Origin of the sequence: Nonomuraea sp. MG754425 (genome assembly GCF_021699195.1) — a bacterium.
In the GTDB taxonomy this organism is placed as follows: domain Bacteria; phylum Actinomycetota; class Actinomycetes; order Streptosporangiales; family Streptosporangiaceae; genus Nonomuraea.
Window position 1 is genome coordinate 11,889 of the sequence record NZ_SSXE01000060.1, and the last position, 22,690, is coordinate 34,578.

Here is a 22,690-nt window from a genome sequence, read left to right on the forward strand (position 1 = left end):
ACCTTGTCGGTGCGGGCTACTAGGCTGGCAACGTGGCGAGATCAGCGGGCAGCACCTTGAGTTTCCGGCCCAAGCCGGGTTCGATCCCCGAATCCCCGGGGGTCTACAGGTTCAGGGACGCGCACGGCCGGGTGATCTACGTCGGCAAGGCCAAGAGCCTGCGCCAGCGGCTCAACTCCTACTTCGCCGACTTCTCCGCGCTGCACCCGCGCACCCAGACGATGCTGACCACGGCCACCGGCGTCGACTGGACGGTCGTCGGCACCGAGGTGGAGGCGCTGCAGCTCGAATACTCCTGGATCAAGGAGTTCGACCCGCGCTTCAACGTCAAGTACCGCGACGACAAGTCCTACCCCTACCTCGCGGTCACCATGGGCGAAGACTTCCCGCGCGTGCAGGTCCTGCGTGGCGCCAAGCGCAAGGGCACCCGCTACTTCGGGCCCTACTCCCACGCCTGGGCCATCCGCGAGACCGTCGACCTGCTGCTGCGGGTCTTCCCCGTGCGCACGTGCAGCAGCGGGGTGTTCAAGCGGGCCGGGCAGATCGGCCGGCCCTGCCTGCTCGGCTACATCGACAAGTGCTCGGCGCCGTGCGTCGGCCGGGTCACCCCCGAGGAGCACCGCGCGCTGGCCGAGGACTTCTGCGACTTCATGGCGGGCAACACCGGCCGCTTCATCAGGCGGCTGGAGAAGGAGATGCGCGAGGCCGCCTCCGAGCAGGAGTACGAGCGGGCGGCCCGGCTGCGCGACGACATCCAGGCGTTGCAACGGGCGCTGGAGAAGCAGGCCGTGGTGCTCGGCGAGGGCACCGACGCCGACGTGGTCGCGCTGGCCGAAGACCCGCTCGAGGCCGCCGTCCAGGTCTTCTACGTCCGCGGCGGGCGCATCCGCGGCCAGCGCGGCTGGGTGGTCGACAAGGTCGAGGAGAGCACGCCGGGCGAACTGGTCGAGCAGTTCCTGCTGCAGATGTACGCCGAGGCGCCCCCCGAGGCGATGCCCCGCGAGGTGCTCGTGCCCGCGCTGCCGCCCGACCACGAGGCGGTCGCCGAACTGCTCACCGAGCAGCGCCGGGCCCGGGTCGAGGTGCGCGTGCCGCAGCGCGGCGACAAGCGCTCGCTGATGGAGACCGTCGAGCGCAACGCCAAGGAGTCGCTCGCCCAGCACAAGATCCGCCGCGCCGGCGACCTGACCACCCGCAGCAAGGCGCTGCAGGAGATCGCCGACGCGCTCGACCTCGACCAGGTGCCGCTGCGCATCGAGTGCTACGACGTCTCCCACCTGCAGGGCGAGAACGTCGTGGCGTCGATGGTGGTGTTCGAGGACGGCCTGGCGCGCAAGAGCGAATACCGGCGCTTCGCGGTCAAGAGCAAGGAGGGCGACGTCGCCTCGATCCACGAGGTGATCACCCGCCGGTTCCGCCGCTACCTGGAGGAACGCTCCGCGACCGGCGAACTGGCGGCCGACGACGGCGGCGACGGTGACGGCGAGGGCGGCCACGGGCCCATCGACCCCGAGACGGGCCGGCCGCGCAAGTTCGCCTACCCGCCCAACCTCGTCGTGGTCGACGGCGCGGGCCCGCAGGCGGCGGCGGCGCAGCGGGCGCTCGACGAACTCGGCATCGACGAGGTGTCGGTGTGCGGGCTGGCCAAGCGGCTGGAGGAGGTGTGGCTGCCGGGCGACGATCAGCCGGTCATCATGCCTCGTTCAAGCGAAGGTCTCTACCTGCTGCAACGCGTGCGAGACGAAGCACACAGGTTCGCCATCACCTACCATCGTTCCAAGAGGTCCAAGACGGTGAGGGAGAGCGCGCTCGACGGCGTGCCCGGCCTGGGGCCGGCGCGCAGGCAGGCGTTGCTCAAGCACTTCGGCTCCGTGAAGAGGCTACGCGAGGCCACTGCCGCCGAGATCTGCGAGGTTCCCGGCATCGGCCCGTCCATCGCCGAGGTCATCGTGTCCACGCTGAAGGGAGAGTCACCTTGATCTCGCCAGAATGCCAAGGTAAACGCGTCCGACGTCCATGCCCGAGTGCCGGGGTGGGGCGATGAGCACCGAGCCGGCGTTCGTCATCGTCACCGGCATGTCGGGGGCCGGGCGCAGCACCGCCGCCAAGGCGCTCGAGGACCTGGGCTGGTTCGTCATCGACAACCTGCCGCCCGGGCTGCTGTTCGCGATGGCCGAGGAGGCGGGCAAGGTCAAGCTGGCGGCCGACAAGGTCGCGGCCGTGGTCGACGTGCGCAGCCTGGCCTTCACCACCGACCTCAACGCGGCCATCGAGGAGCTCGAAGGGCGCGGCGTCCGCGTGCGGGTGGTGTTCCTCGAGGCCAGCGACGAGGAGCTGGTGCGCAGGTTCGAGAACGTCCGCAGACCTCACCCGTTGCAGGGCGAGGGGCGGCTGGTCGACGGCATCACCCGCGAGCGGGGCATCCTGCGCGAGGTGCGCGCCAACGCCGACCTGGTGATCGACACCTCCGCGCACAACGTGCACGACCTGCGCAACAAGATCGTCGCCTACTTCGGCGGCGAGGACCGGCCGGGGCTGCGGCTCAACGTCGTGTCCTTCGGCTTCAAGTACGGCCTGCCGGTCGACGCCGACCTCGTGGTCGACTGCCGGTTCCTGCCCAACCCGCACTGGGTGCCCGAACTGCGGCCGATGAACGGCCTCGACCCCGCGGTCAGCGACTACGTGCTCGGGCAGCCGGGGGCCAAGGAGTTCCTCGACGCCTACGAAGAGGTCCTGCAGGTGGTCGCCACCGGCTACGCGCGCGAGGGCAAGAGCTACGCGACACTGGCGGTGGGCTGCACGGGCGGCAAGCACCGCAGCGTGGCGATGGCCGAGCAGGTGGCCGCTCGGCTGCGCGACCGCGGCATGGAGGTCCAGGTCAGCCATCGGGATGTGGGGCGGGAGTGACGGATGAGAACGTCGGAGCCGCTTCGCCGTACCCGGTAGAGGGGGTGCGCGCCGGGTTCGGGCCGCCGGTCGTGGCGCTGGGCGGCGGCCACGGGCTGTACGCGTCCCTCTCGGCATTACGGATGGTGACCGACCGGTTGACCGCCGTGGTCACCGTCGCCGACGACGGCGGGTCCAGCGGCCGGCTGCGCCGTGAGCTCGGCGTGCTGCCGCCCGGCGACCTGCGCATGGCGCTGGCCGCGCTCTGCGGCGACGACGAGTGGGGCAGCACCTGGAGCGAGGTCGTCCAGCACCGTTTCCGCAGCGAGGGCGAGCTGCACGGGCACGCCGTCGGCAACCTGCTGATCGTCGCGCTGTGGGAGCTGCTCGGCGACCCCGTGGCCGGGCTCGACTGGGTCGGGCGGCTGCTGGGCGCGCAGGGCCGGGTGCTGCCGATGGCCTCGGTGCCGCTCGACATCCTGGCCGAGGTGGAGCTCGACGGCGTCATCTCGACCGTACGCGGGCAGGTGGCGTGCGCCCTGACCCCCGGCCGGGTGCAGGCCATCTCGCTGGTGCCGGAGGATCCGCCCGCGCGTCCCGAGGCGGTCGCGGCGGTGCTGCGCGCCGACTGGGTGGTGTTCGGGCCCGGGTCGTGGTTCACCAGTGTGCTGCCGCATCTCAAGGTGCCCGAACTGGCCAGGTCGCTGCACGAGACCAGGGCCAGGCGGCTCGTCACGCTCAACCTCGCCCCGCAGCCGGGCGAGACCGATGACTTCTCCCCCCAGCAACATCTGGAAGTGCTCCGACAGCACGCACCCGATCTGTCGATCGACGTGGTGCTCGCCGACACCGGGATCGTCGACGACCTCGACGCCCTGGAGAAGGCCGCCGCGGCGCTCGGCGCGCGCCTGGTCATGGCCGACGTCGCGGCCGGTGACGGCTCCGCGAGGCATGACCCACGACGTCTTGCCTCCGTCCTGGACGAGATTTTCCTCCAGAAGCGTTGATCCTGGTCGGCGTGGCGCGAAGGTGCGAGAGACTCGGAGGTGCCGGTCTGAATGGGGGAGAGGACTCACGCATGGCGATGACAGGTGTGGTGAAAGACGAACTGAGCCGCCTGCCGGTGCTCAAGCCGTGCTGCCGAAAGGCGGAGGTTTCGACGCTGCTGCGGTTCGCCAGCGGCCTGCACCTGGTGGGCGGGAGAATCGTGATCGAGGCCGAACTCGACACCAACGCCACCGCACGGCGGCTGATCAAGGACATCGGAGAGGTGTTCGGGCACAAGGCGGAGGTGCTCGTGCTCGCGCCCGCGGGGCTGCGCAAGGGCTCCCGCTACGTCGTGCGCGTCTACCGCGACGGTGAGGCGCTGGCCCGGCAGACGGGTCTCATCGACAACCACGGCCGTCCGGTGCGCGGGCTGCCCCGCCAGGTGGTGGCGGGCGCCTCGTGCGACGCCGAGGCCGCCTGGCGCGGCGCCTTCCTGGCGCACGGCTCGCTGACCGAGCCCGGACGGTCCATGTCGCTGGAGGTCACCTGCCCGGGGCCCGAGGCGGCGCTGGCCCTGGTGGGCTCGGCGCGGCGGCTGAAGATCCACGCCAAGGCGCGCGAGGTGCGCGGGGTCGACCGCGTCGTGGTGCGCGACGGCGACGCGATCAGCGCGCTGCTCACCCGGCTCGGCGCGCACGACAGCGTGCTCGCCTGGGAGGAGCGGCGGATGCGCCGCGAGGTGCGGGCCACCGCCAACCGGCTGGCCAACTTCGACGACGCCAACCTGCGGCGTTCGGCCCGCGCCGCGGTGGCGGCCGGCGCGCGGGTGCAGCGGGCGCTGGAGATCCTCGGCGAGGAGGCGCCCGACCATCTGGTGGTGGCCGGGCGGCTGCGGGTGGAGCACAAGCAGGCGTCGCTGGAGGAGCTGGGGCAGATCGCCGACCCGCCGCTGACCAAGGACGCCATCGCCGGGCGGATCCGGCGGCTGCTCGCCATGGCCGACAAGCGCGCCTCCGACCTGGGCATCCCCAACACCGAGGCCAATCTCACGGTCGACATGCTCGCACCGTAGGCGGGGGCTCGGCCGTCACACGCGGCCGGGCGCCGTCCGGGTGGTTCTGACGTCGTCACGGCGGAGCGCGGCAGGCTCCGCCCGCCGCACGTGAACCGGGCTCCGTCCAGGGGGACGGAGCCCGGTTCACGTGCGGGACACCGTCGTGGCCGGGTGCGCGGCGGGTCAGTCGTCGGCTGGTTTACGGGGGGTGAACAGGTCGGCCGTGGTCTTCGGAGTGGGTTGCTGGGCGGGCTCGAACGGGGCCCGGTACTCCGGCTCCCGCGTTTCCGGCGCCTGCGCGTCGGCCTCGGCCTCGGCGCGCCGGGCGCGGCGGACGCGCAGGACCCGCAGGGTGATCAGGGCGAGGGCGGCCAGGGCGGCCACGGCGATGGACAGCCAGGCGGCCCACGAGTCGGCCAGCGGGGCGCGGTACATCGACAGCGCGTCCGGCAGGCCGGCGTTGAGGGTGTCCAGGCCGACGTCGCCCACGCCGGCGGGGGAGCCGTCCGGTGCGCGCAGGTCGGCGCCGACCAGCATGGCCTTGCCGGTGACCTGGCCGGCCACCACGGCGCCGCCCGCGTACAGCGTGGCGATCGGGAGCAGCGCGAGGCTGCTCGGACGTGCGGCGCCCGTCGCGAGCGCCACCACGACGGCGATCAGCAGCGACAGCGCGAGCGAGATCGGCAGGCCGCCCCCGAACGACATGACGGCACCCGGCAGGCTCTGCTGGAACAGGATGGCCGCCCCCAGGCCCGCCGCGCAGACGAGCGCGGCCGGCAGGCCCATGAAGAGTCCGGGCAGCAGGCCGGACCGCTTATGTGACATCTCAGCCCCCAGAGAATGCACGAATTTACTCCGACGAGTCGGGCACTTTACTCGAACCTCGCAAAACGTGCCTCATGAACAGCGATTCACAGTGCCGGTACCTGTAGTGGTCTAAACCAATTTGGGTCCGATAAGGTTCGTGGTTGAGGTTTCAGCCCGCCATCTGTTCGAGGAGATTCGGTTCCCGTGAGCATCCGCGTAGGCGTCAACGGCTTCGGCCGCATCGGTCGCAACTTCTGGCGCGCTGTCGCCGCCAGCGGCAAGGACATCGAGATCGTCGCGGTCAACGACCTGACCGACACCGCGACGCTCGCGCACCTGCTGAAGTACGACAGCATCCTCGGCCGGCTGCCCTACGAGGTGAAGGCCACGAGCGACGAGATCACCGTCGACGGCAAGGCGATCAAGGTCTTCGCGGAGCGCGACCCGGGCAAGCTGCCCTGGGGCGACCTGGGCATCGACGTCGTGCTGGAGTCCACCGGCCTGTTCACCGACGCCACCAAGGCCAAGGCGCACGTCGACAACGGCGCGAAGAAGGTCATCATCTCCGCTCCGGCGAAGAACGAGGACGTCACGATCGTGATGGGCGTCAACGAGGGCTCCTACGACCCGGCCAAGCACACGATCGTCTCCAACGCCTCCTGCACCACCAACTGCCTGGCGCCGATGGCCAAGGTCCTTCATGACACCTTCACGATCGAGAAGGGTCTGATGACCACGATCCACGCCTACACCCAGGACCAGAACCTCCAGGACGGCCCGCACAAGGACCTGCGCCGCGCCCGCGCCGCCGCGCTCAACGTGGTGCCCACCTCCACCGGCGCCGCCAAGGCCATCGGCCTGGTCCTGCCCGAGCTCAAGGGCAAGCTCGACGGCTTCGCCATGCGCGTGCCGATCCCCACCGGCTCGGCCACCGACCTCACCGTCGAGGTCGGCCGCGAGGTCACCGTCGAGGAGGTCAACGCCGCGGTCAAGGCCGCCGCCGATGGCCCGCTCAAGGGCATCCTCAGCTACACCGAGGACGAGATCGTCTCCTCCGACATCGTGACCGACCCCGCGTCCTGCATCTTCGACGCCGGTCTCACCAAGGTCATCGGCGACCAGGTCAAGGTCGTCGGCTGGTACGACAACGAGTGGGGCTACTCCAACCGCCTCGCCGACCTGATCGAGCTGGTGGGCCGCGACCTCTGACCGTCCGCGACGACGAAAACAGGAGCATGAGCATGCGCACGCTCGATGATCTCGACGTGAAGGGGCGGCGCGTGCTTGTGCGCGCCGACCTCAACGTCCCCCTCGACGGGGAGACGATCACCGACGACGGCCGCATCCGCGCGTCGGTGCCGACCATCAGGACCCTGGTGGAGCGGGGCGCGAAGGTCGTCGTCTGTGCCCACCTGGGCAGGCCCAAGGGCAAGGTGGCCCCGGAGTTCTCGCTGCGGCCGGTGGCGGCCCGCCTCGGCGAGCTGCTCGGCCAGGAGGTGGCCTTCGCCGCCGACGTGGCCGGGCCGAGCGCCCGCGAGACGGTCGAGGCCCTCCACGACGGCCAGGTGGCCCTGCTGGAGAACCTCCGCTACGAACCCGGCGAGGAGTCCAAGGACGACGCCGTGCGCGGCGAGTTCGCCGCGAAGCTGGCCGCGCTGGCCGAGCTGTACGTCGGCGACGGCTTCGGCGCGGTGCACCGCAAGCACGCCAGCGTCTACGACGTGCCCAAGCTGCTGCCGCACGCGGCGGGCGGGCTGGTCGAGGCCGAGGTCGAGGTGCTGCGGAAGCTGACCGAGGACACCGCGCGGCCCTACGTGGTCGTGCTGGGCGGCGCCAAGGTCTCCGACAAGCTCGGCGTCATCGCCAACCTGCTGACCAAGGTCGACCGGCTGCTGATCGGCGGCGGCATGGCCTACACCTTCCTCGCGGCCCAGGGCCACGAGGTCGGCAACTCGCTGCTCCAGAAGGACCAGCTCGACCAGGTCCGCGGCTTCCTCAACGAGGCCGCCCAGCGCGGCGTCGACCTCGTGCTGCCCGTCGACGTGCTGGCGGCGGTCACCTTCGCCGCCGACGCCGAGCACGAGGTGGTCGAGGCGACGGCCATCCCGGCCGACCGGGAGGGCCTGGACATCGGGCCGAAGACCCGTGAGCTGTTCGCCGCCAAGCTGTCCGACGCCCGTACCGTCTTCTGGAACGGGCCGATGGGCGTGTTCGAGTTCGACGCGTTCTCCGGCGGCACCAGGGCGGTGGCCGAGGCGCTGATCCGCTCCGACGCCTTCACGGTGGTCGGCGGCGGCGACTCGGCGGCGGCGGTACGCAGGCTGAAACTTCCCGAGGACGGCTTCTCGCACATCTCCACCGGTGGCGGGGCCAGTCTCGAATATCTCGAGGGCAAGACCCTGCCCGGACTCGCGGCGTTGGAGGACTGAAGGTTGACGCAGCGCAAGCCGCTCATCGCCGGCAACTGGAAGATGAACCTCAACCATTTCGAGGCCATCAAGCTGGTCCAGAAACTGGCCTTCGCGCTCAACGACAAGGTCTTCGACAAGGTCGAGGTGGCGGTCCTGCCGCCGTTCACCGACCTGCGCAGCGTCCAGACCCTGGTCGACGGCGACAAGCTCAGGATCGTCTACGGCGCCCAGGACCTGTCGGAGCACGACGCGGGCGCCTACACCGGTGAGGTGTCGGGCGCCATGCTGGCCAAGCTCGGCTGCACGTACGTGACCGTCGGGCACTCCGAGCGCCGCCAGTACCATCGCGAGGACGACGAGGTGGTCAACGCCAAGATGCTGGCCGCCGTCCGGCACTCGCTGACGCCCATCCTGTGCGTGGGCGAGGCCCTGCAGGTGCGTCAAGAGGGCCGACACATCGCGCATTGTTGTGCCCAACTCGACGGGGCGCTGCGCAAAATCACCGCCGAGCAGGCAAAATCGATAGTGGTGGCCTACGAACCGGTGTGGGCGATCGGCACCGGCGAGGTGGCCACCCCCGAGGACGCCCAGGAGGCGTGCGGTGCTCTGCGAGGCAGACTCGCCGAGCTCTACGACTCCGAAGTGGCCTCCGGGGTCCGTATCCTTTACGGTGGCTCGGTCAAGTCAGGCAATATCAAGGGGATCATGGCGCAGCCGGATGTCGACGGCGCCCTGGTGGGTGGTGCCAGCATCGATCCCGACGAGTTCGCGAGGATCTGCCGATTCTCCGATATGCCCGGCTAACTGAGCCGTTCCGGGGGTGCGACTTGACATCAGGCCGTACCCTCAAGAGGCAAGTCTGAATCGTCACGCGTAACAGAGCATTGAAGGAACAGGCATACCGTGGAACTCGGAATCTCTATCGCCCTCATCCTGGCGAGCCTTCTCATGATCCTGCTCGTCCTGCTCCACAAGGGCAAGGGTGGTGGCCTGTCTGACATGTTCGGCGGCGGTTTCTCGTCGAACTTCGGTGGTTCCTCGGTGGTGGAGCGCAACCTCGACCGGCTGACCGTCATCACGGGCACGGTCTGGTTCGTCTGCATCATCGCTCTCGGCCTGCTCATGAGGCCCTGAGCAACAAGTCAACGCGTGACAGTGATTCTCCCCCCGTGTCTGTACGCGGGGCGATCGAGCGAGGAGTTCATCCGTGGGTAGTGGCAACGCGATCCGTGGCAGCCGAGTCGGCGCCGGCCCTATGGGGGAGGCCGAGCGCGGCGAGGCGGCTCCGCGAGTGCGGGTCTCGTTCTGGTGCGCCAACATGCACGAGACGCGCCCCAGTTTCGCCAGCGACGCGGCGGTCCCCGAGACGTGGGACTGCCCCCGTTGCGGCCTCCCTGCCGGACAGGACGAGGCGGCGCCGCCTGCCCCGCCGAAGAACGAGCCGTACAAGACGCACCTCGCTTACGTGAAGGAGCGCAGGAGCGACAAGGACGGCAAGGCAATCCTCGAAGAGGCACTGGAACGCTTGCGCAACAACAAGTCCCCCTGGTAGTCGGTACGCCCAGGAGCGGCCGGAGGGGCCCCGGAGAGTCGTTCTCCCCGGGGCCCCTCCGTCATGGTCAGGCCCGTTCGTGCACCGGCTCGCCGTCGACGAACGTCATCCGGGCCCGCGTCGTCCAGATCTCGCCCGGCGGCAGCTCGAACGGGTCGCGGTCGAGCACCACCAGGTCGGCCGGCCGGCCCGGCTCGACGGCCCCGGCCGGGGAGCGGTTGATCCAGGCCGAGCCCTCCGTGTACGCGGTCATCGCGGCGGCCAGGCCGATGCGCTGGCCGGGCAGGAACGGGGTCTGCGCGGTCGGGTAGCCCGCGTGCACCGAACTGCCCGGTTCGGTGCGGTTGACGGCGACGTGCATGCCCTGCAACGGGTCGGCGTTCGAGACCGGCCAGTCGCTGCCCGCGCAGCACCGGGCGCCGTGCGCCAGCAGGTCGGCGAACGGGTACTGCCACGACGAGCGGGGTTCCCCGAGGTAGGGCAGTGTCAGCTCGTCCATCTGGGCGTGGTGGGTGGCCCACAGCGGCTGCAGGTTGGCCGTGACGCCCAGGGCGGCGAAGCGCGGCACGTCGGCGGGCTCGATGATCTGCAGGTGGGCGATGTGGTGCCGGTTGGCCGGGTCGGTGCCCTCGAAGCTGTCCAGGGCCTCGCGCACGGCCCGCTCGCCGATGGCGTGGAAGTGCACCTGGAAGCCGTGCCGGTCCAGTTCGGCGACGTACCCGGTGAGCTTGGCGGGGTCCACGTACGACAGCCCGGTGCCCCCGCACAGGCAGTACGGCTCCAGCGTCGCGGCCGTGAAGTTCTCCGTGATGCCGTCCTGCATGATCTTGACCGAGGTGGCGCTGAACCGGTCGAGCCCCTCGGCCAGGGCCCGGCGCGCGAGCAGGTCCTCGATCTGCTCGGCGCCCCGCGTGCGGTCCCACCACAGGGCGCCCACCACGCGCGCCTTCAGCCGTCCCGAACCGGCCGCCGCGAGGTAGGTGGGCAACTGGTCGTCGGAGCCCGCGTACGAGCCGACGATGGCGTCCTGCCAGCCGGTGATGCCCAGCGAGAACAGGTGCCGCTGGGCGTCGGCCAGGGCGTCGTCCAGGTCCTGGGCGGTCGGGCGCGCGGTGAGCAGGCCCACCAGGTCCATGGCGCCCTCGTGCAGCACGCCGGTGGGCTCGCCGGCGGCGTCGCGCTCGATGCGGCCGTCGGCGGGGTCGGGGGTGTCGCGGGTGATGCCGGCCCTTTCGAGGGCGCGGGTGTTGACCCAGGCGGCGTGGTGGTCGCGCTGGATCAGATAGGCGGGACGGTCGAGGAAGTCGATCTGGTCGCGATGGGGAAGGCCGGCGGGGAATGCCGACATGTCCCAGCCGCCGCCGTCAATCCACTCTTTTTCAAGATTCTTCGCGGCATAGTCAGCGATCTTTTCTCTGTATTCGTCAAGACCGAATATTTCTGACAAATCGCACTTTGCTCGTTCGAGGCCCGCCTGAACCGGATGCAGATGAGCGTCCGTGAAACCCGGCGTCAGCAGAGCGCCGTCGAGATCCACCGTCTCGTGGGGCTGCCGCGCCAGCTCGCGCTCCGGGCCCACGGCGGCGATCACGCCGTCGCGCACCAGCACGGCCGAGGTGACGACGCCCCGCGGGGTGAAGACGCGCCCGCCTCGGAAGAGGATGCTCATGGGTGTCCCTTCTGGTGTCCGGTCTAGTGCCCGGTGATCAGGTCGGCGAAGCGGGCCAGCGCCGAGGTGCGCGGCATCGTGCGCTCCCGGTGGTCGGCCACCCGGTACAGGCGGTACATCGCGTGCACCCCGAGCCACCGCAGCGGCTCCGGCTCCCACGCGCGCACCTGACGGCCCACCCACGGCAGCGACGTGAGCTCGCTCTCCTCGCCCAGTATGAGGTCGCGCAGCGTGCGCCCGGCCAGGTTGGTCGTGGTCACGCCGTGGCCGGTGTAGCCGCCCGCCCAGCCCAGGCCGGTGGCACGGTCCACGTGCACGGTCGAGCACCAGTCGCGCGGCACGCCGAGCACGCCCGACCATGCGTGCGCGACCGAGGAGGAGCGGGCGGCCGGGAAGAACTCGGTCAGCAGCCGCCACAGGGCCTCGACGGTCTGCCCGTGGGTGTGGCCGCGCGCGTCCACGCGCGAGCCGTACAGGTACGGGCGTCCGCGCCCGCCGAAGGCGATGCGGTCGTCGGCGGTGCGCTGGGCGTACATGTAGTAGTGGGCCAGGTCGCCGAGCAGTTCCGCGCCCTGCCAGCCGACCTCGTCCCAGAACGCGGCGGGCAGCGGGTCGGTGACGATCATGGAGCTGTTCATCGGCAGCCACTGCCTGCGCAGGCGGGGCAGGCGGGCGGTGAAGCCCTCGGTCGCGCGGATCACGTGGCCCGCCGTCACCGTGCCGTACGGGGTGAGCGCCCGGTGCGGGGTGATCGAGGTCACCGGCGTGCGCTCGTAGATGGGCACGCCCAGCCCGCGTACGGTCCTGGCCAGGCCCTGGGCCAGCTTGGCCGGCTGGATGCGGGCGCAGTGGGGGCTCCAGGATGCCGCCAGAGCCCCGGCGACGCGTACGTGGTGTGCCGGGTCCACCAGGCGCAGATCGGGCTCCTCGATGCCCCAGGAGCGGGCGGAGGACACGCTCCGGCGCAGGCGGGCGGCCTGGGCGGGGGTGCGGGCCACGTTCAGCACGCCGCCCTTGACCAGGTCGCAGTCGATCGACTCCTTCTCGCAGACCGCGATGACCTCGTCGATCGAGGCGTACATCTCGCGTTGCAGCCGCCGGGCGTCCGCGCCGTAGCGCTCGTGCGAGCCCGCGAGGTCGCCGGTCAGCCAGCCGCCGTTGCGTCCGGACGCGCCGAACCCGGCGAACTCCTGCTCCAGCAGCACGACGTTCAGCGACGGACGGGCGCATTTGAGGTAGTACGCCGTCCACAGGCCGGTGTAACCGGCGCCGACGATGGCCACGTCGGCCTGGAGGTCGCCGTCGAGCCGGGGGCCGGGGGCGGGCAGGCCGCCGGAGCGGTACCAGAAGGAGACGTCGCCGTTGACGAACTCCGGCGACAAAGGAACACGCACGTTCATGGCGACATATCCTCCTATACCGGGATAAGTCGGCGCATCTTGCGACGAAATACGCAATGAAACACGTCGTTAGCGGCCGTGTAACAGCCACCGGGCATGCTCGTGTCCATGGGATTCTTGCGCATCCGCACCACGGTGGACGAGCGACCCGGCCGCCTCGCCTCCCTGGCCTCCGCCCTGGCCCACAGGGGCGGCAACATTCTCGGCCTGAGCGTGCAGTCCGACGCCGGCGGAACCGTTGACGAGTTCGTCGCCGACATCCCCGCGGCCCCCGAGACGGTGCGCGAGGCCCTCGAAGCGGCCGGGGGCCGCGACGTCGTGGTGGTGCCCGCCACCGCCCACGAGCTGACCGACGAGCCCACCAGGGCGCTGCTGCTGGCCTCCAGGCTGCGGACGATGCCGTGGCGGCTGCCCGAACTGCTCGCGGAGTTGCTGCGCGCCGACGACGCCCGCTGGGTCTATGGTGAGGCGGTGAGTGATCTTCCCGACCCGACCCGGCTCATCGTGCCCGTGGCGCCCAAGCGCGCGGTCCGGCTGCGCCGCTCCGAACTGCCGTTCACGCTGACCGAGGCGGCCAGGGCGGCCTCGTTCGCGCGGCTCGCCCAGCCCGCCACCGAGCAGAGCGGCGGGGCCGAGCGCGCGATCAAGCTCAGCGACGGGGTCGAGATCACCGTCCGGCCGCTCACCTCGATCTACCGCGAGGCCGTGCGCGACCTGCACGACCGGTGCTCGCCGGAGTCGCGCAGGTTCCGTTACTTCACCTCCATGCCGGCGCTGCCGCCGCGCGTGTTCGACCGGCTGTGCGACCGGAACAGGGGACACTCGCTGGTCGCCGGGCACGACGGGCAGGTGGTGGGCATGGCCAGCCTCATGTTCACCCCCGACCCGGGCATCGCGGAGATGGCCTTCCTGGTCGAGGACCGCTGGCAGGGGCGCGGTCTGGGCACGGCGATGGCCAAGCTGCTCGTGACCACGGCCCGCGACCTCGGGTACGCCGAGGTCAGGGCCACCATGTTGTCCGACAACGCGCGGATGCGCCGGCTGCTGCTCTCGCTGGGCGCCACGCTCGGCTACACCGAGGACCCCGGCGTGGTCGAGGCCAGGCTGCCGGTGGGCGCGATGGTGTCAGCCTAGGGCCCCGCTCTCGCCGTCCGCGGGCCTGTCGTCCGGCGGCTGCTCCCGCCGGATGCCCAGGTGGCGTTCGATACGGTCGAGGCTCTCCTCGATGCGGGTGAGCCGCTCGCTCAGCGCGGAGCCGCCGGCGAACATCATCTCGGGCGGGCGGTCCCTGGGGCCGCGGCCCACGCGGTCCGCCACCCGCTGGCGCACGTCGGCGAGGTCCGCGCCCGCGTCGGCGAGCGCCTGGGCGGCCAGGCCCTCGCCCTCCCTGACGATCCCGAGCAGGATGTGCTCGGTGCCGATGTAGTTGTGCCGCAGTTGCAGCGCCTCGCGCAGCGACAGCTCCAGGACCTTCTTCGCCTGCGCCGTGAACGGGATGTGCCCGCCGGGCGTCGTGGCCGACCGGTCCGCCTCCCGCTCGACGAACACGCGCACGCGGTCGAGATCCACGCCGCAGCCGTCGAGGACCAGCGCGGCGAGCCCCTCACCCTCGCGGATGAGGCCGAGCAGGACGTGCTCCGTGCCGATGTGGCTGTGGCTCATCATCCGCGCCTCTTCCTGGGCGAGGACGATGACCCTGCGCGCACGGTCGGTGAAGCGTTCGAACACCGGGGGCCTCCGTTCGGCGGGCGCTGTCTCCACTATGCGCTACGAAACCGGGCATGTGGGGTATTTGACCTGTGTGGATCTTGACGAGGTGGCGGACCGGCTCTACGCGTTGCCGCCGTCCGAGTTCACCGCCGCGCGCACGGCAGAGGCGCGCGCGGCCAAGGACGCGGGCGAGGCGGGGCTGTCGCGGGAGATCGCGAAACTGCGCAGGCCGACGGTGTCCGCCTGGGCGGTGAACCGGCTCGCCCGCGAGCACCCCGGCGAACTGGCCGAACTGCTCGACGTGGGCGAGCGGCTGCGCGCGGCCTGGCAGGAGCAGGACGCCGGCGCGCTGGCGGAGCTGACCCGGCGAAGAGGCGAGGTCGCCGGGAGGGCGGGCCGCCTGGCCCGGCAGGCGGGCGAGTTGTCGGCCGCGGCCGGGACCGAGGTGGACCAGACCCTGGACGCCGCGCTGGTGGACGCCGGGGCCGCGGCGGAGGTGCGCCGGGGCCGGCTGGTCAAGCCGCTGCGCTACAGCGGCTTCGCGCCCGCGCCCGTCACCCGCGCCCCGGCCGTCCGCAAGCGGGCCGACGCCGACGGCGAGGCGGACGCGGCGGCCGAGGCGCGCCGGCGGGCGGAGGACGAGGCCAGGAGGGCCAGGGAACGCCAGGAGGCCGAGGCCGCGCACCGCGAGTGGCAGCGGGCGCTGCGCGAGGCCCAGGCGGAGCACGACGACCGGGCCGAGAAGGTCGCCCGGCTGGAGCGCAAGCTGGCCAAGGCCCGCAGGAGCCTGGACGACGCCCGCCAGCGGCTGGAGGTGACGCGGCGGGAGGAACGACAGGCCCGGCACCGCCTGGACCGCTAGACACACCCCTCGTTAAGGTGCACGAGACACTTTTCCGTACAGGTGGAGCGGCGATGACGACGTGGACCCCCGCCTCCATGCCGGATCTGACCGGCAGGACGGCCATCGTGACGGGCGCCGGCAGCGGCATCGGCCTGCCCACGGCCCTGGAACTGGCCCGGCACGGCGCCCACGTCATCGTGGCGGCGCGCGACCCGGACAAGGGCGCGCGGACCGCCGAGCGGATCGCCGAGGCGGTGCCCGGGGCGCAGGTCGAGCCCGGCCTGCTCGACCTGGCGGACCTGGCCTCGGTGCGGCGGTTCGCGGCCGGGGTGAGCGGTCTCGACCTGCTCGTCAACAACGCCGGCATCGCCATGGTCGCCAAGCAGGTGACCGAAGACGGCTTCGAACTGCAGTTCGGCACCAATCATCTGGGGCACTTCGCGCTCACGGGATTGCTGCTGCCGCTGCTGGCGGCCCGGCCGGGCGCGCGGGTCGTCACCGTGTCCAGCGACGCGCACGCCGCCGGGCGGATCGACTTCGACGACCTGGGCCTGGAGCGCCGCTACGGCCGCATGGCCGCCTACGGGCGCTCCAAGCTCGCCAACCTGCTGTTCGCGCTGGAGCTGCAACGGCGGGCCGACAGGGCGGGCGTGGACCTCAGGAGCGTCGCCGTGCACCCCGGCGCGACCGCCACCGGCATCGTCAAGGTGGGGCGGCTCCAGCCGCTGGTGGGGCTGGTGCTGAAGCCGGCCGCCGCCGGGGCCGTGCCCTCGCTGTACGCCGCGACCTCGCCGGAGGCGCGCGGGGGCGCGTACTACGGGCCGAAGGCCAAGCTGCTGCGGCCGTCGGCGACGGCCCGCTCGGAGGAGCTCGCCGCGCGGCTGTGGGAGGTCTCGGAGGAGCTGACCGGCGTGCGCTTCGAGGAGTTCGCCGGCCGCTGACGGACGCGCGGGCAGGTCGCCTGGTGGCCCGGACGCGCGGGCGGCTCACCTGAGGACCCCGGGCGTGCGGGCGGCTCACCCGATGCCCCCGGCGCGCGGGTGGCCTATCGGGTGGCCCGCGCCAGGTAGGCGCAGACCGGGAAGCCCTCCCGTGCGTACGGCGCCGCGAGTCGCAGGTAGTGCTCCCTGATGCGCTCGGCGACCTCCGGCGGCTGGTAGCCGATCATCCCGAACCTCGGCCCGCCCGACTCGACCACGCCCGTCCACCACTCGGTGAGATCGACCCGGTGCCGCCAGCGGAGCGCGTCGACGGCCGGCTCGCCGAAGCCCGCCTCCTCCAGCAGCGCGGTGAACGACGGCGGGGAGTCGTGGGCGCTGAAGGGACGGGCCGGGGGGTCGTAGGGGACCCGGGCGGCGGCGATGGCGTCGGCGAAGACGCTCGTGGCCGTCATCTCGTCGGACTTCCACCAGGTCAGGGAGAGTGTGCCGGCCGGGCGCAGCACGCGGCGCAGTTCCCGCAGCGTCCTGGAGGTGTCGGGCACGTGGTTGATGACGAAGTTGCCGACCACGGCGTCGAAGCGCGCGTCGTCGAAGGGCAGGTCGGGGAGCGTGGCCTGCCGGATGGCGGCGTACGGGTGGCGGCGGGCGGTCAGCTTCAGCATGACCGGATCGCAGTCGACCGCCGTGACCTCGGCTCCTAAGGCCAGCGCCGCAGCCGTCACCACGCCGGTGCCGCAGCCCACGTCGAGCAGGCGCGGAGCGCGGCTGTCGCGCGCCGAGGCGAGGAGGGGGCCGACGGTGTGGGAGCTGAGGTGGGCGAAGCCGCGATCGTACGCTTCGGCGTTGGTCACCGATTCAGCGTAACCTAGCGAGTGAACCTGACAATCTCCTGTGAGATTTTGCCGCAAAGCCTATTCTTTCGTGAAATATCGCCTCTAAGGTCGTCCGCATGACCCTCGACGCCTTCATCGACGCCCTCCCCAAAGCCGAGCTGCACGTCCACCTGATCGGCTCGGCCTCGATCGACACCGTGCTGGAGCTGTCGCGCCGCCACCCCGGCAGCGAGGTGCCCGCCACCGAGGAGGAACTGCGGCGGTTCTACACCTTCGTCGACTTCCCGCACTTCGCCCGCGTCTACCAGGCCGTCAACGCGCTCGTCCGCGAGCCCGAGGACGTGGCCACCCTCGTCACCGGCCTGGCCCGCGACCTCGCCCCCCAGGGCGCCCGCTACGTGGAGCTGCAGGTCACGCCGTACGCCCACCGCAGGGTCGGCATGCCCATGCGCGAGGTCACCGAGGCCCTGGACCTGGCCGCCCGCCGCTCGCTGGCCGAGCACGGCGTGGAGATGGCCTACATCTTCGACATCCCGGGCGAGTACGGCGAAGAGGCCGCGAAGGTGACGCTGGAGCACGCCCTCCAGGAACCTCCCGCCGCGCTGGTAGGTTTCGGCATCGGCGGAATCGAACAGGAGCGCGTGAAGTACCGCGACGCCTTCCGCTCCGCCTTCACCGCCGCCCGCGCGGCCGGCCTGCACAGCGTCCCGCACGGCGGCGAGATGTCCGGCCCCGAGACGATCTGGGAGGTCATCGACGGCTACGGCGCCGAGCGCATCGGCCACGGCATCAACTGCCTGGCGGACCCCCGCCTGGTCGCCCACCTCCGCGAGACCCAGCTCCCGCTGGACGTGTGCCCGACCTCCAACGTCTGCACGGGCCAGGTCGGCCGCGTCGAGGACCACCCGCTGCCCCGGATGCTGGAGGAGGGCCTGTACGTGACGCTGAACAGCGACGACCCGCCCATGTTCGCCACCACGCTGGCCGAGGAGTACCGGGTGGCGGCGCGCGCGTTCGGCCTCGGCAGGCAGGAGCTGGCCCGGCTCGCCGGCAACGGGGTGCGGGCCTCCTTCCTCGGGGAGGCGCGCAAGCGCGAACTGCTGGACGAGATCGACGCGCTGGTCAGCGCCGGTTGAGCTCCGACAGGGGCGTGTCGTAGAGCACCCGGCGCAGCCCCGGCTCGTACGGGTCGAGCTCGCCGGGGGCGAACGTGCACAGGCCGGAGGACCACCAGAACCGGCCGTCGGGGTCGCCCTGGTACTTGTAGGTCAGGCCGTCGGCGCTGAAGGCGGCCGAGCCGTCGGGCAGCGGCAGGAGCGTGGCGACCACCTCCTTGCGCACGGTGTCCCAGACGCGGGTGCCGCCGTCGGCGCAGCCCAGGGCGAGATGGCGGCCGTCGGGATGCCAGGCGACGCTCAGCGCGTCGGGGGCCGACTCCTCGAAGACCGGGGTGAGCGCGCCGTCGCCGACCCCGCTCCAGTGGGCCATGCCCAGCGTGCCGATGGTCGTCAGCAGCGTGCCGCCGGGGTGCCAGGCCAGCCCCGACACCGAGCCCACCCGGCTGGAGACGGAGTGCGTCTCCGTGCCGCTCTGGGCGTGCAGGATCCGCAGGCTGAACAGCCCGGCCGAGGCGATCAGCCGGCCGTCGGGACTCCAGGCGATCTTGGTGTCGGCGGTGTCGGGCAGCAGGGTCGTGACCGGCGAGCCGCCGGCGTTGTGGCCGACGGGGCGCAGGTGCAGGCCCAGGTCGTCCACCGTGGCCAGCAGCGAGCCGTCGGGGCTGCACGCGATGTCACGGCAGCGCTCCCGGCCGTTGGCGTGGTCGAGGGTGAGGTGCTTCTGTGCGGGTATCCACTGCGCCATGCTCCCGTCGGCCCCCGCCAGGAACAGCGAGTTGCCGCACCAGGTCAGCGCGTCCACGTAACGCATGCGCTGCTCCCGGCTGACCAGCCGGCCGGTGGCGAAGTCCCACAGGTGCGCGCCGCGCCCGCCCGTGGCCAGGCGTGTCCCGCGGGCGTGCCAGCTCACCGTCTGGACGGCCTGCGGCTGGTCGCTCAGATCGGCGCGGTAGGACGCCCGGTGGATGGTGACGCCGCTGACCGTCGCCGTGGCCAGGGAACCGTCGGTGGGATGCCAGGCGATCGCGTCGCACCGGTGGCCCACCCGGAACCGGGTGCGGGGCGGACGGCTGCCGTCGGCCCGCCACATGTCGATCCTGCCGTCCTTCGAGACGATCGCGATCTCCGCGCCGTCGGGGTGCCAGGCCACCGCGACCGGGTCCTTGGCCCCGTCGCCCACGATGCGCGGCAGCCGCCGGCCGCTGGGATCCCAGAGCCGGACGGTGCGGCCCATCCCCGAGACGGTCACCACGGCGTCGCCGTCGGGGCTCCAGTCGAAGGCCGCGACCTCCGTGGCCTCGTCGCACAGGACCCGGTACCGCGCCGCGCCCTCGACCCTGAGATACAGCGCGCCACCCGCGAGGATGGCCAGCACCTTGTCCCGCGGGTGCCAGGCCACCTGCGCGACCAGGGGCTTGGCGGAGAAGTGGAAGGTCTCCTTGATCCGGCGGGCGGTCGGGTCCCAGAGCCTGATCACGCCGTCGAGGGAGGCGATGGTGAGCAGCCGCCCGTCGGGGTGCCAGGCCACCGCCATGATCCGCTCGTCCTTCAGCGCCAGTGCCGTGACCGAGCGCCCGGCGACGAAGTCCCACAGGCGCACGCCGTCGTTCTCCACCGAGGCGATGATCCGGCCGTCCGGGTGCCAGGCCAGGGACCTCGACCTCTTCGACGGCGCGGGCAGCTCCAGGCAGGGGCTCATGACCCCCGGCAGGGCGGTGCCGAAGCCCGTGCGGCCGTTCAGGCGGAAGTTCCGGTCCAGCACGGCGCCGATGAGCGCGGCGTGCTGCCACTTGGCGTGCTCCACCTTCGCCCCGCGCAGGTCCACGCCCAGCAGCCGGGCGCCGGACAGGTCGGCCGCGCCCAGGTCGGCGTCCGCCAGCGTCGTCCTGGCCTGGCCCGGGACGGAGGTCAGCACGGCGTCGCGCAGGTCGGCCCCGCACAGGTTCGCCGTGCGCAGGTCGGCCCCCGACAACATCGCCTCGCGCAGATCGACGCCCTGCAGGTCCCGGCCGGCGAGCACCGCGCCGTCGGTCAGGTACGAGCCGCGCAGGTCGGCCCCCTCGGCGGGCAGGAACGCCAGCGCGTTCACACCGGCGAGCTCCTTGAGGAACTGCGACAGCAGCCCCGACAGGGATTTGCGCCACAGCTCGGGCAGGGCCCGCTCGCCCGCCGCGATCCGCTCCGCCATGTGGTTGGCGACCAGCCACTCCATGACCGACTGGTGCACGAAGGTGAAGCGTCCGTCCTCCGTGCGCACCATGAGCGTGCCGGAGCCCACCATGTGGGTGGCCTCGTCCTCGGTGATCTGCCGGTCGGCCAGGTCGGACAGCGCCTCGCAGGCCGAGCCCAGCTCCGCCACACCGAGCGTCATCTCGCCCGACTCCCACATCCGCATGGCCAGATGGGTGATCGCGGCCCACCGCTCCTCCACCGACAGGCCGGGCGGGGAGCCGGGGGTGACCGAGCGCTCGTACTCGTAGACGAGCCACTGCTCCAGCAGCTCCCGGTACAGGTCGGCGGCGGTGATCAGGCCGCGCCCGGCCTGGATGTCGCGCAGCCGCGACTCGTCGAGACGCGCGATGAAGTCCAGCATGCGCGGGTTCCTGGACAGCCCGAGCAGGTCGCGCACCCCTTCGAGCAGCTCGAAACGGGCCTGGGCCGCCTCGGCGCTGCCCAGCCGGTTGGTCAGGAAACGCAGGATCTGGTCCTGGTCGAAGTCCAGCACCTTGACCAGCCGCCGCCCCGGCAGCGCCGCCAGCCGCGACGACAACGCCGTCTCCACCTGCTGGTCGGACAGGAAGTGCTGGGTACGGCTGGTCAGCACGATCTTGGCCCGCCCGCCGGCCGCCTGGATGAGGCTCTCCAGGTACTCGGCCGCCCGCTGGTAGGTCACCCGCAACGCCAGCTCGTCGAAACCGTCGAACAGCAGCAGCACCCGCCCGTCGTGGATCAGCGCCCGCAACGTGCGCAGGTCGATGACCTCCTCGCCCGACTTGGCCAGGTGCGCGGCCAGCATCCCGTCGATGCCCTGGGCCTTGTCGAGCTGGCGCAGCTCCACCAGCACCGGGACGATCGGCGGCTCCTGCGAGGCGTGCACCACCTTGGCCAGCTCGCGCAGCAGGAACGTCTTGCCGTGCCCGAAGTCGCCGAGGACCACGACGAACCGGCCGTCGTAGTCCGCCGCCCAGCGGCGCAGCCTGGCCAGCAGGTCGTGCCCGTCGGCGCCGGAGCCCACCACGCTGTAGCGCTGGCTGACGTAGAGCTGGGAGGGGTAGATGCGGTCCCCGGCCAGCGCGGCGGCCTGCCGGTCGGCGTAGGGGCGCAGGTCGTACAGGCCCTGGAACTCCGCCAGCGACTGTATCCGCACGCCCTTGGCCGCGGCCCACTCCCGCAGGTCCGCCGGGGCCGGGCGGCCCTCATGGACGAAGAACGAGGTCAGCGAGGAGTCGCCGGCCCGGTGCTGGGCGTCCACGGTCCGGACGAACTCCTCGACCGCCTCCCGGGTGAGCTCGCCCTCGCACACCCCGATCGGGAACGACGACGTCCAGAGCTCCTCCTGCCTGGTGACACGCAGGTAGCCGCGGCGGCGGGGCGGGCGGACCGCCTCCACCCGGGCGTCCGGCATGCGGGCGGCGCAGATCTCGCCGGTCCTGGCCAGCAGGTCGTCGATGGGCTCGGCACGCGCTCCCGCGAGGTCGCCGGTGAAGACGGGGCCGTAGTTGTCGCGGCCGATCGCGACGGCCCGCGGGCCGGAGGCGGCGATCGGCGGGCCGTCAGGCCGCTCCGCCTCGCCCACCCGGATCACCTCGGGACCCGGGCCGAGTACGGGCAGGTCGCCCAGCCGGGACCGGCCCGGCTCCGCGCACAGCAGCACGTGCAGCAGCCGGCCGGGCAGGCCGCTCAGCCGGGCGGGGGCGTGGTGGGACAGGCCGATCCGCAGCCAGCCCTCGGCCTGGTAGCGGCCCAGCTCGCGCCGGAACCACCGGACCTGCTGGCCGCCCAGCTCCGGCGACTGCTCCAGATGCGTGTGCCCGACGGTCGAGTTGAACGCCGCGACCACCGTCCGCAGCGCCGGGACCTCGAAGAACGACCACCACTGGTCGGGCAGGAACCGCGCGCCCTCGACACCCCGGTAGAACTCCTGGAAGAAGTCGGCGTACGGCCGCCACTTCGGCCAGTACGGCGGCTGCGGCCCCTCCTCCTCGTCCGCCCGCTCCAGGAAGTACGCCCGGCACTTGTTGCGGTTGACGTCACGCTCGCCGGGAACGACGGCCACCCGGTCGCGGTCGAGCCCGAAACGCTCGCACACGCCCGACAGCCGCTCCAGTGCCCGCGCGTAGTCACCGGGCCTGGCCTGCTCGGCCAGGTCACCGGAGACCACGATCAGATCGGGCGGCTCCTCGGAGCGGACCTCGAACAGGGGGCCGGCCAGGTGCAGCACCGCGATGGACCCGTCCGCCATGCCGCAATCCTAGGAG

Annotated in this window: 18 protein-coding genes and 1 pseudogene; 13 read left to right on the forward strand and 6 right to left on the reverse strand. The window is 71.9% G+C overall.

Features of this window, described 5'->3' with window-relative positions; genetic code table 11:
- The first annotated feature begins 32 nt into the window (after nt 1–32).
- From uvrC to whiA, 4 genes are all read left to right on the forward strand, one after another.
- The gene (uvrC, locus tag FAF44_RS21510) at nt 33–1,979 is read left to right on the forward strand and encodes an excinuclease ABC subunit UvrC (RefSeq protein ID WP_237105019.1); all 1,947 of its coding nucleotides are present in this window, start codon (nt 33–35) and stop codon (nt 1,977–1,979) included.
- 61 nt (nt 1,980–2,040) lie between these two features.
- A complete protein-coding gene (gene rapZ, locus FAF44_RS21515; protein WP_237105020.1) occupies nt 2,041–2,907 on the forward strand; it encodes an RNase adapter RapZ in 867 nt (288 codons plus the stop codon).
- 44 nt (nt 2,908–2,951) lie between these two features.
- Nucleotides 2,952–3,893: a uridine diphosphate-N-acetylglucosamine-binding protein YvcK gene (gene yvcK, locus FAF44_RS21520; RefSeq protein ID WP_308193355.1), complete on the forward strand. Its 942-nt coding sequence runs from the start codon at nt 2,952–2,954 to the stop codon at nt 3,891–3,893.
- 71 nt (nt 3,894–3,964) lie between these two features.
- The gene (gene whiA / locus FAF44_RS21525; RefSeq protein WP_090764931.1) at nt 3,965–4,945 is read left to right on the forward strand and encodes a DNA-binding protein WhiA; all 981 of its coding nucleotides are present in this window, start codon (nt 3,965–3,967) and stop codon (nt 4,943–4,945) included.
- Between the two features lie 165 nt (nt 4,946–5,110).
- On the opposite strand, the gene FAF44_RS21530 is transcribed toward whiA, so the two are convergent.
- Nucleotides 5,111–5,752 carry a hypothetical protein gene (locus FAF44_RS21530; RefSeq protein ID WP_237105021.1) on the reverse strand — a complete coding sequence of 214 codons (642 nt, stop codon included), beginning with the start codon at nt 5,750–5,752 and terminating at the stop codon, nt 5,111–5,113.
- A gap of 186 nt (nt 5,753–5,938) precedes the next feature.
- Between FAF44_RS21530 and gap the strand changes: the two genes are divergently transcribed.
- The 5 genes from gap to FAF44_RS21555 all read left to right on the forward strand — a co-directional run bounded on the left by gap (nt 5,939) and on the right by FAF44_RS21555 (nt 9,697).
- Complete coding sequence (gene gap, locus FAF44_RS21535) at nt 5,939–6,943, forward strand: type I glyceraldehyde-3-phosphate dehydrogenase (RefSeq protein ID WP_237105022.1); 1,005 nt, start codon at nt 5,939–5,941, stop codon at nt 6,941–6,943.
- A gap of 32 nt (nt 6,944–6,975) precedes the next feature.
- Nucleotides 6,976–8,163, forward strand: coding sequence for a phosphoglycerate kinase (pgk, locus tag FAF44_RS21540; RefSeq protein ID WP_272894824.1), 1,188 nt, complete (start codon nt 6,976–6,978; stop codon nt 8,161–8,163).
- 3 nt (nt 8,164–8,166) lie between these two features.
- Nucleotides 8,167–8,949: a triose-phosphate isomerase gene (gene tpiA, locus FAF44_RS21545; protein WP_237105024.1), complete on the forward strand. Its 783-nt coding sequence runs from the start codon at nt 8,167–8,169 to the stop codon at nt 8,947–8,949.
- Nucleotides 8,950–9,048: 99 nt separating this feature from the next.
- Nucleotides 9,049–9,279 (forward strand): preprotein translocase subunit SecG, encoded by a 231-nt coding sequence (secG, locus tag FAF44_RS21550; RefSeq protein WP_138714321.1) that lies wholly within the window; start codon nt 9,049–9,051, stop codon nt 9,277–9,279.
- 73 nt (nt 9,280–9,352) lie between these two features.
- On the forward strand, nt 9,353–9,697 hold the full coding sequence (locus FAF44_RS21555) for an RNA polymerase-binding protein RbpA (protein ID WP_148433012.1): 345 nt from the start codon (nt 9,353–9,355) through the stop codon (nt 9,695–9,697).
- A gap of 67 nt (nt 9,698–9,764) precedes the next feature.
- Here the strand turns inward: FAF44_RS21555 and FAF44_RS21560 are convergent, their stop codons facing one another.
- Nucleotides 9,765–11,366, reverse strand: a complete 1,602-nt coding sequence (locus FAF44_RS21560) for an amidohydrolase (protein ID WP_237105025.1) — start codon at nt 11,364–11,366, stop codon at nt 9,765–9,767.
- Nucleotides 11,367–11,389: 23 nt separating this feature from the next.
- Nucleotides 11,390–12,766, reverse strand: coding sequence for an FAD-binding oxidoreductase (locus tag FAF44_RS21565; RefSeq protein ID WP_237105026.1), 1,377 nt, complete (start codon nt 12,764–12,766; stop codon nt 11,390–11,392).
- Nucleotides 12,767–12,874: 108 nt separating this feature from the next.
- Between FAF44_RS21565 and FAF44_RS21570 the strand changes: the two genes are divergently transcribed.
- Nucleotides 12,875–13,900: a GNAT family N-acetyltransferase gene (locus FAF44_RS21570; protein WP_237105027.1), complete on the forward strand. Its 1,026-nt coding sequence runs from the start codon at nt 12,875–12,877 to the stop codon at nt 13,898–13,900.
- 180 nt (nt 13,901–14,080) lie between these two features.
- On the opposite strand, the pseudogene FAF44_RS21575 reads toward FAF44_RS21570, so the two are convergent.
- Nucleotides 14,081–14,494 (reverse strand): annotated as a pseudogene (locus tag FAF44_RS21575) (Clp protease N-terminal domain-containing protein); the annotation flags it as partial.
- A gap of 73 nt (nt 14,495–14,567) precedes the next feature.
- Here FAF44_RS21575 and FAF44_RS21580 point away from each other — a divergent pair.
- Nucleotides 14,568–15,338 (forward strand): hypothetical protein, encoded by a 771-nt coding sequence (locus FAF44_RS21580; protein WP_237105028.1) that lies wholly within the window; start codon nt 14,568–14,570, stop codon nt 15,336–15,338.
- Nucleotides 15,339–15,391: 53 nt separating this feature from the next.
- The gene (locus FAF44_RS21585; protein ID WP_237105029.1) at nt 15,392–16,261 is read left to right on the forward strand and encodes an oxidoreductase; all 870 of its coding nucleotides are present in this window, start codon (nt 15,392–15,394) and stop codon (nt 16,259–16,261) included.
- A 104-nt stretch (nt 16,262–16,365) separates the two neighbouring features.
- On the opposite strand, the gene FAF44_RS21590 is transcribed toward FAF44_RS21585, so the two are convergent.
- On the reverse strand, nt 16,366–17,112 hold the full coding sequence (locus FAF44_RS21590; RefSeq protein ID WP_237105030.1) for a class I SAM-dependent methyltransferase: 747 nt from the start codon (nt 17,110–17,112) through the stop codon (nt 16,366–16,368).
- A gap of 98 nt (nt 17,113–17,210) precedes the next feature.
- Between FAF44_RS21590 and add the strand changes: the two genes are divergently transcribed.
- The gene (gene add, locus FAF44_RS21595; RefSeq protein ID WP_237105031.1) at nt 17,211–18,230 is read left to right on the forward strand and encodes an adenosine deaminase; all 1,020 of its coding nucleotides are present in this window, start codon (nt 17,211–17,213) and stop codon (nt 18,228–18,230) included.
- Here add and FAF44_RS21600 read toward each other — a convergent pair.
- Nucleotides 18,217–22,674 carry a pentapeptide repeat-containing protein gene (locus FAF44_RS21600; RefSeq protein WP_237105032.1) on the reverse strand — a complete coding sequence of 1,486 codons (4,458 nt, stop codon included), beginning with the start codon at nt 22,672–22,674 and terminating at the stop codon, nt 18,217–18,219. The genes add and FAF44_RS21600 overlap by 14 nt on opposite strands.
- Nucleotides 22,675–22,690: the final 16 nt, after the last annotated feature.

Bases quoted from the DNA above. Each gene is read 5' to 3' on its own strand.
- rapZ (WP_237105020.1), top strand. From the start codon at position 2,041: ATGAGCACCGAGCCGGCGTTCGTCATCGTCACCGGCATGTCGGGGGCC.
- whiA (WP_090764931.1), top strand. From the start codon at position 3,965: ATGGCGATGACAGGTGTGGTGAAAGACGAACTGAGCCGCCTGCCGGTG.
- FAF44_RS21530 (WP_237105021.1), bottom strand. From the start codon at position 5,752: ATGTCACATAAGCGGTCCGGCCTGCTGCCCGGACTCTTCATGGGCCTG.
- pgk (WP_272894824.1), top strand. From the start codon at position 6,976: ATGCGCACGCTCGATGATCTCGACGTGAAGGGGCGGCGCGTGCTTGTG.
- FAF44_RS21560 (WP_237105025.1), bottom strand. From the start codon at position 11,366: ATGAGCATCCTCTTCCGAGGCGGGCGCGTCTTCACCCCGCGGGGCGTC.
- FAF44_RS21565 (WP_237105026.1), bottom strand. From the start codon at position 12,766: ATGAACGTGCGTGTTCCTTTGTCGCCGGAGTTCGTCAACGGCGACGTC.
- FAF44_RS21570 (WP_237105027.1), top strand. From the start codon at position 12,875: ATGGGATTCTTGCGCATCCGCACCACGGTGGACGAGCGACCCGGCCGC.
- FAF44_RS21585 (WP_237105029.1), top strand. From the start codon at position 15,392: ATGACGACGTGGACCCCCGCCTCCATGCCGGATCTGACCGGCAGGACG.
- add (WP_237105031.1), top strand. From the start codon at position 17,211: ATGACCCTCGACGCCTTCATCGACGCCCTCCCCAAAGCCGAGCTGCAC.
- FAF44_RS21600 (WP_237105032.1), bottom strand. From the start codon at position 22,674: ATGGCGGACGGGTCCATCGCGGTGCTGCACCTGGCCGGCCCCCTGTTC.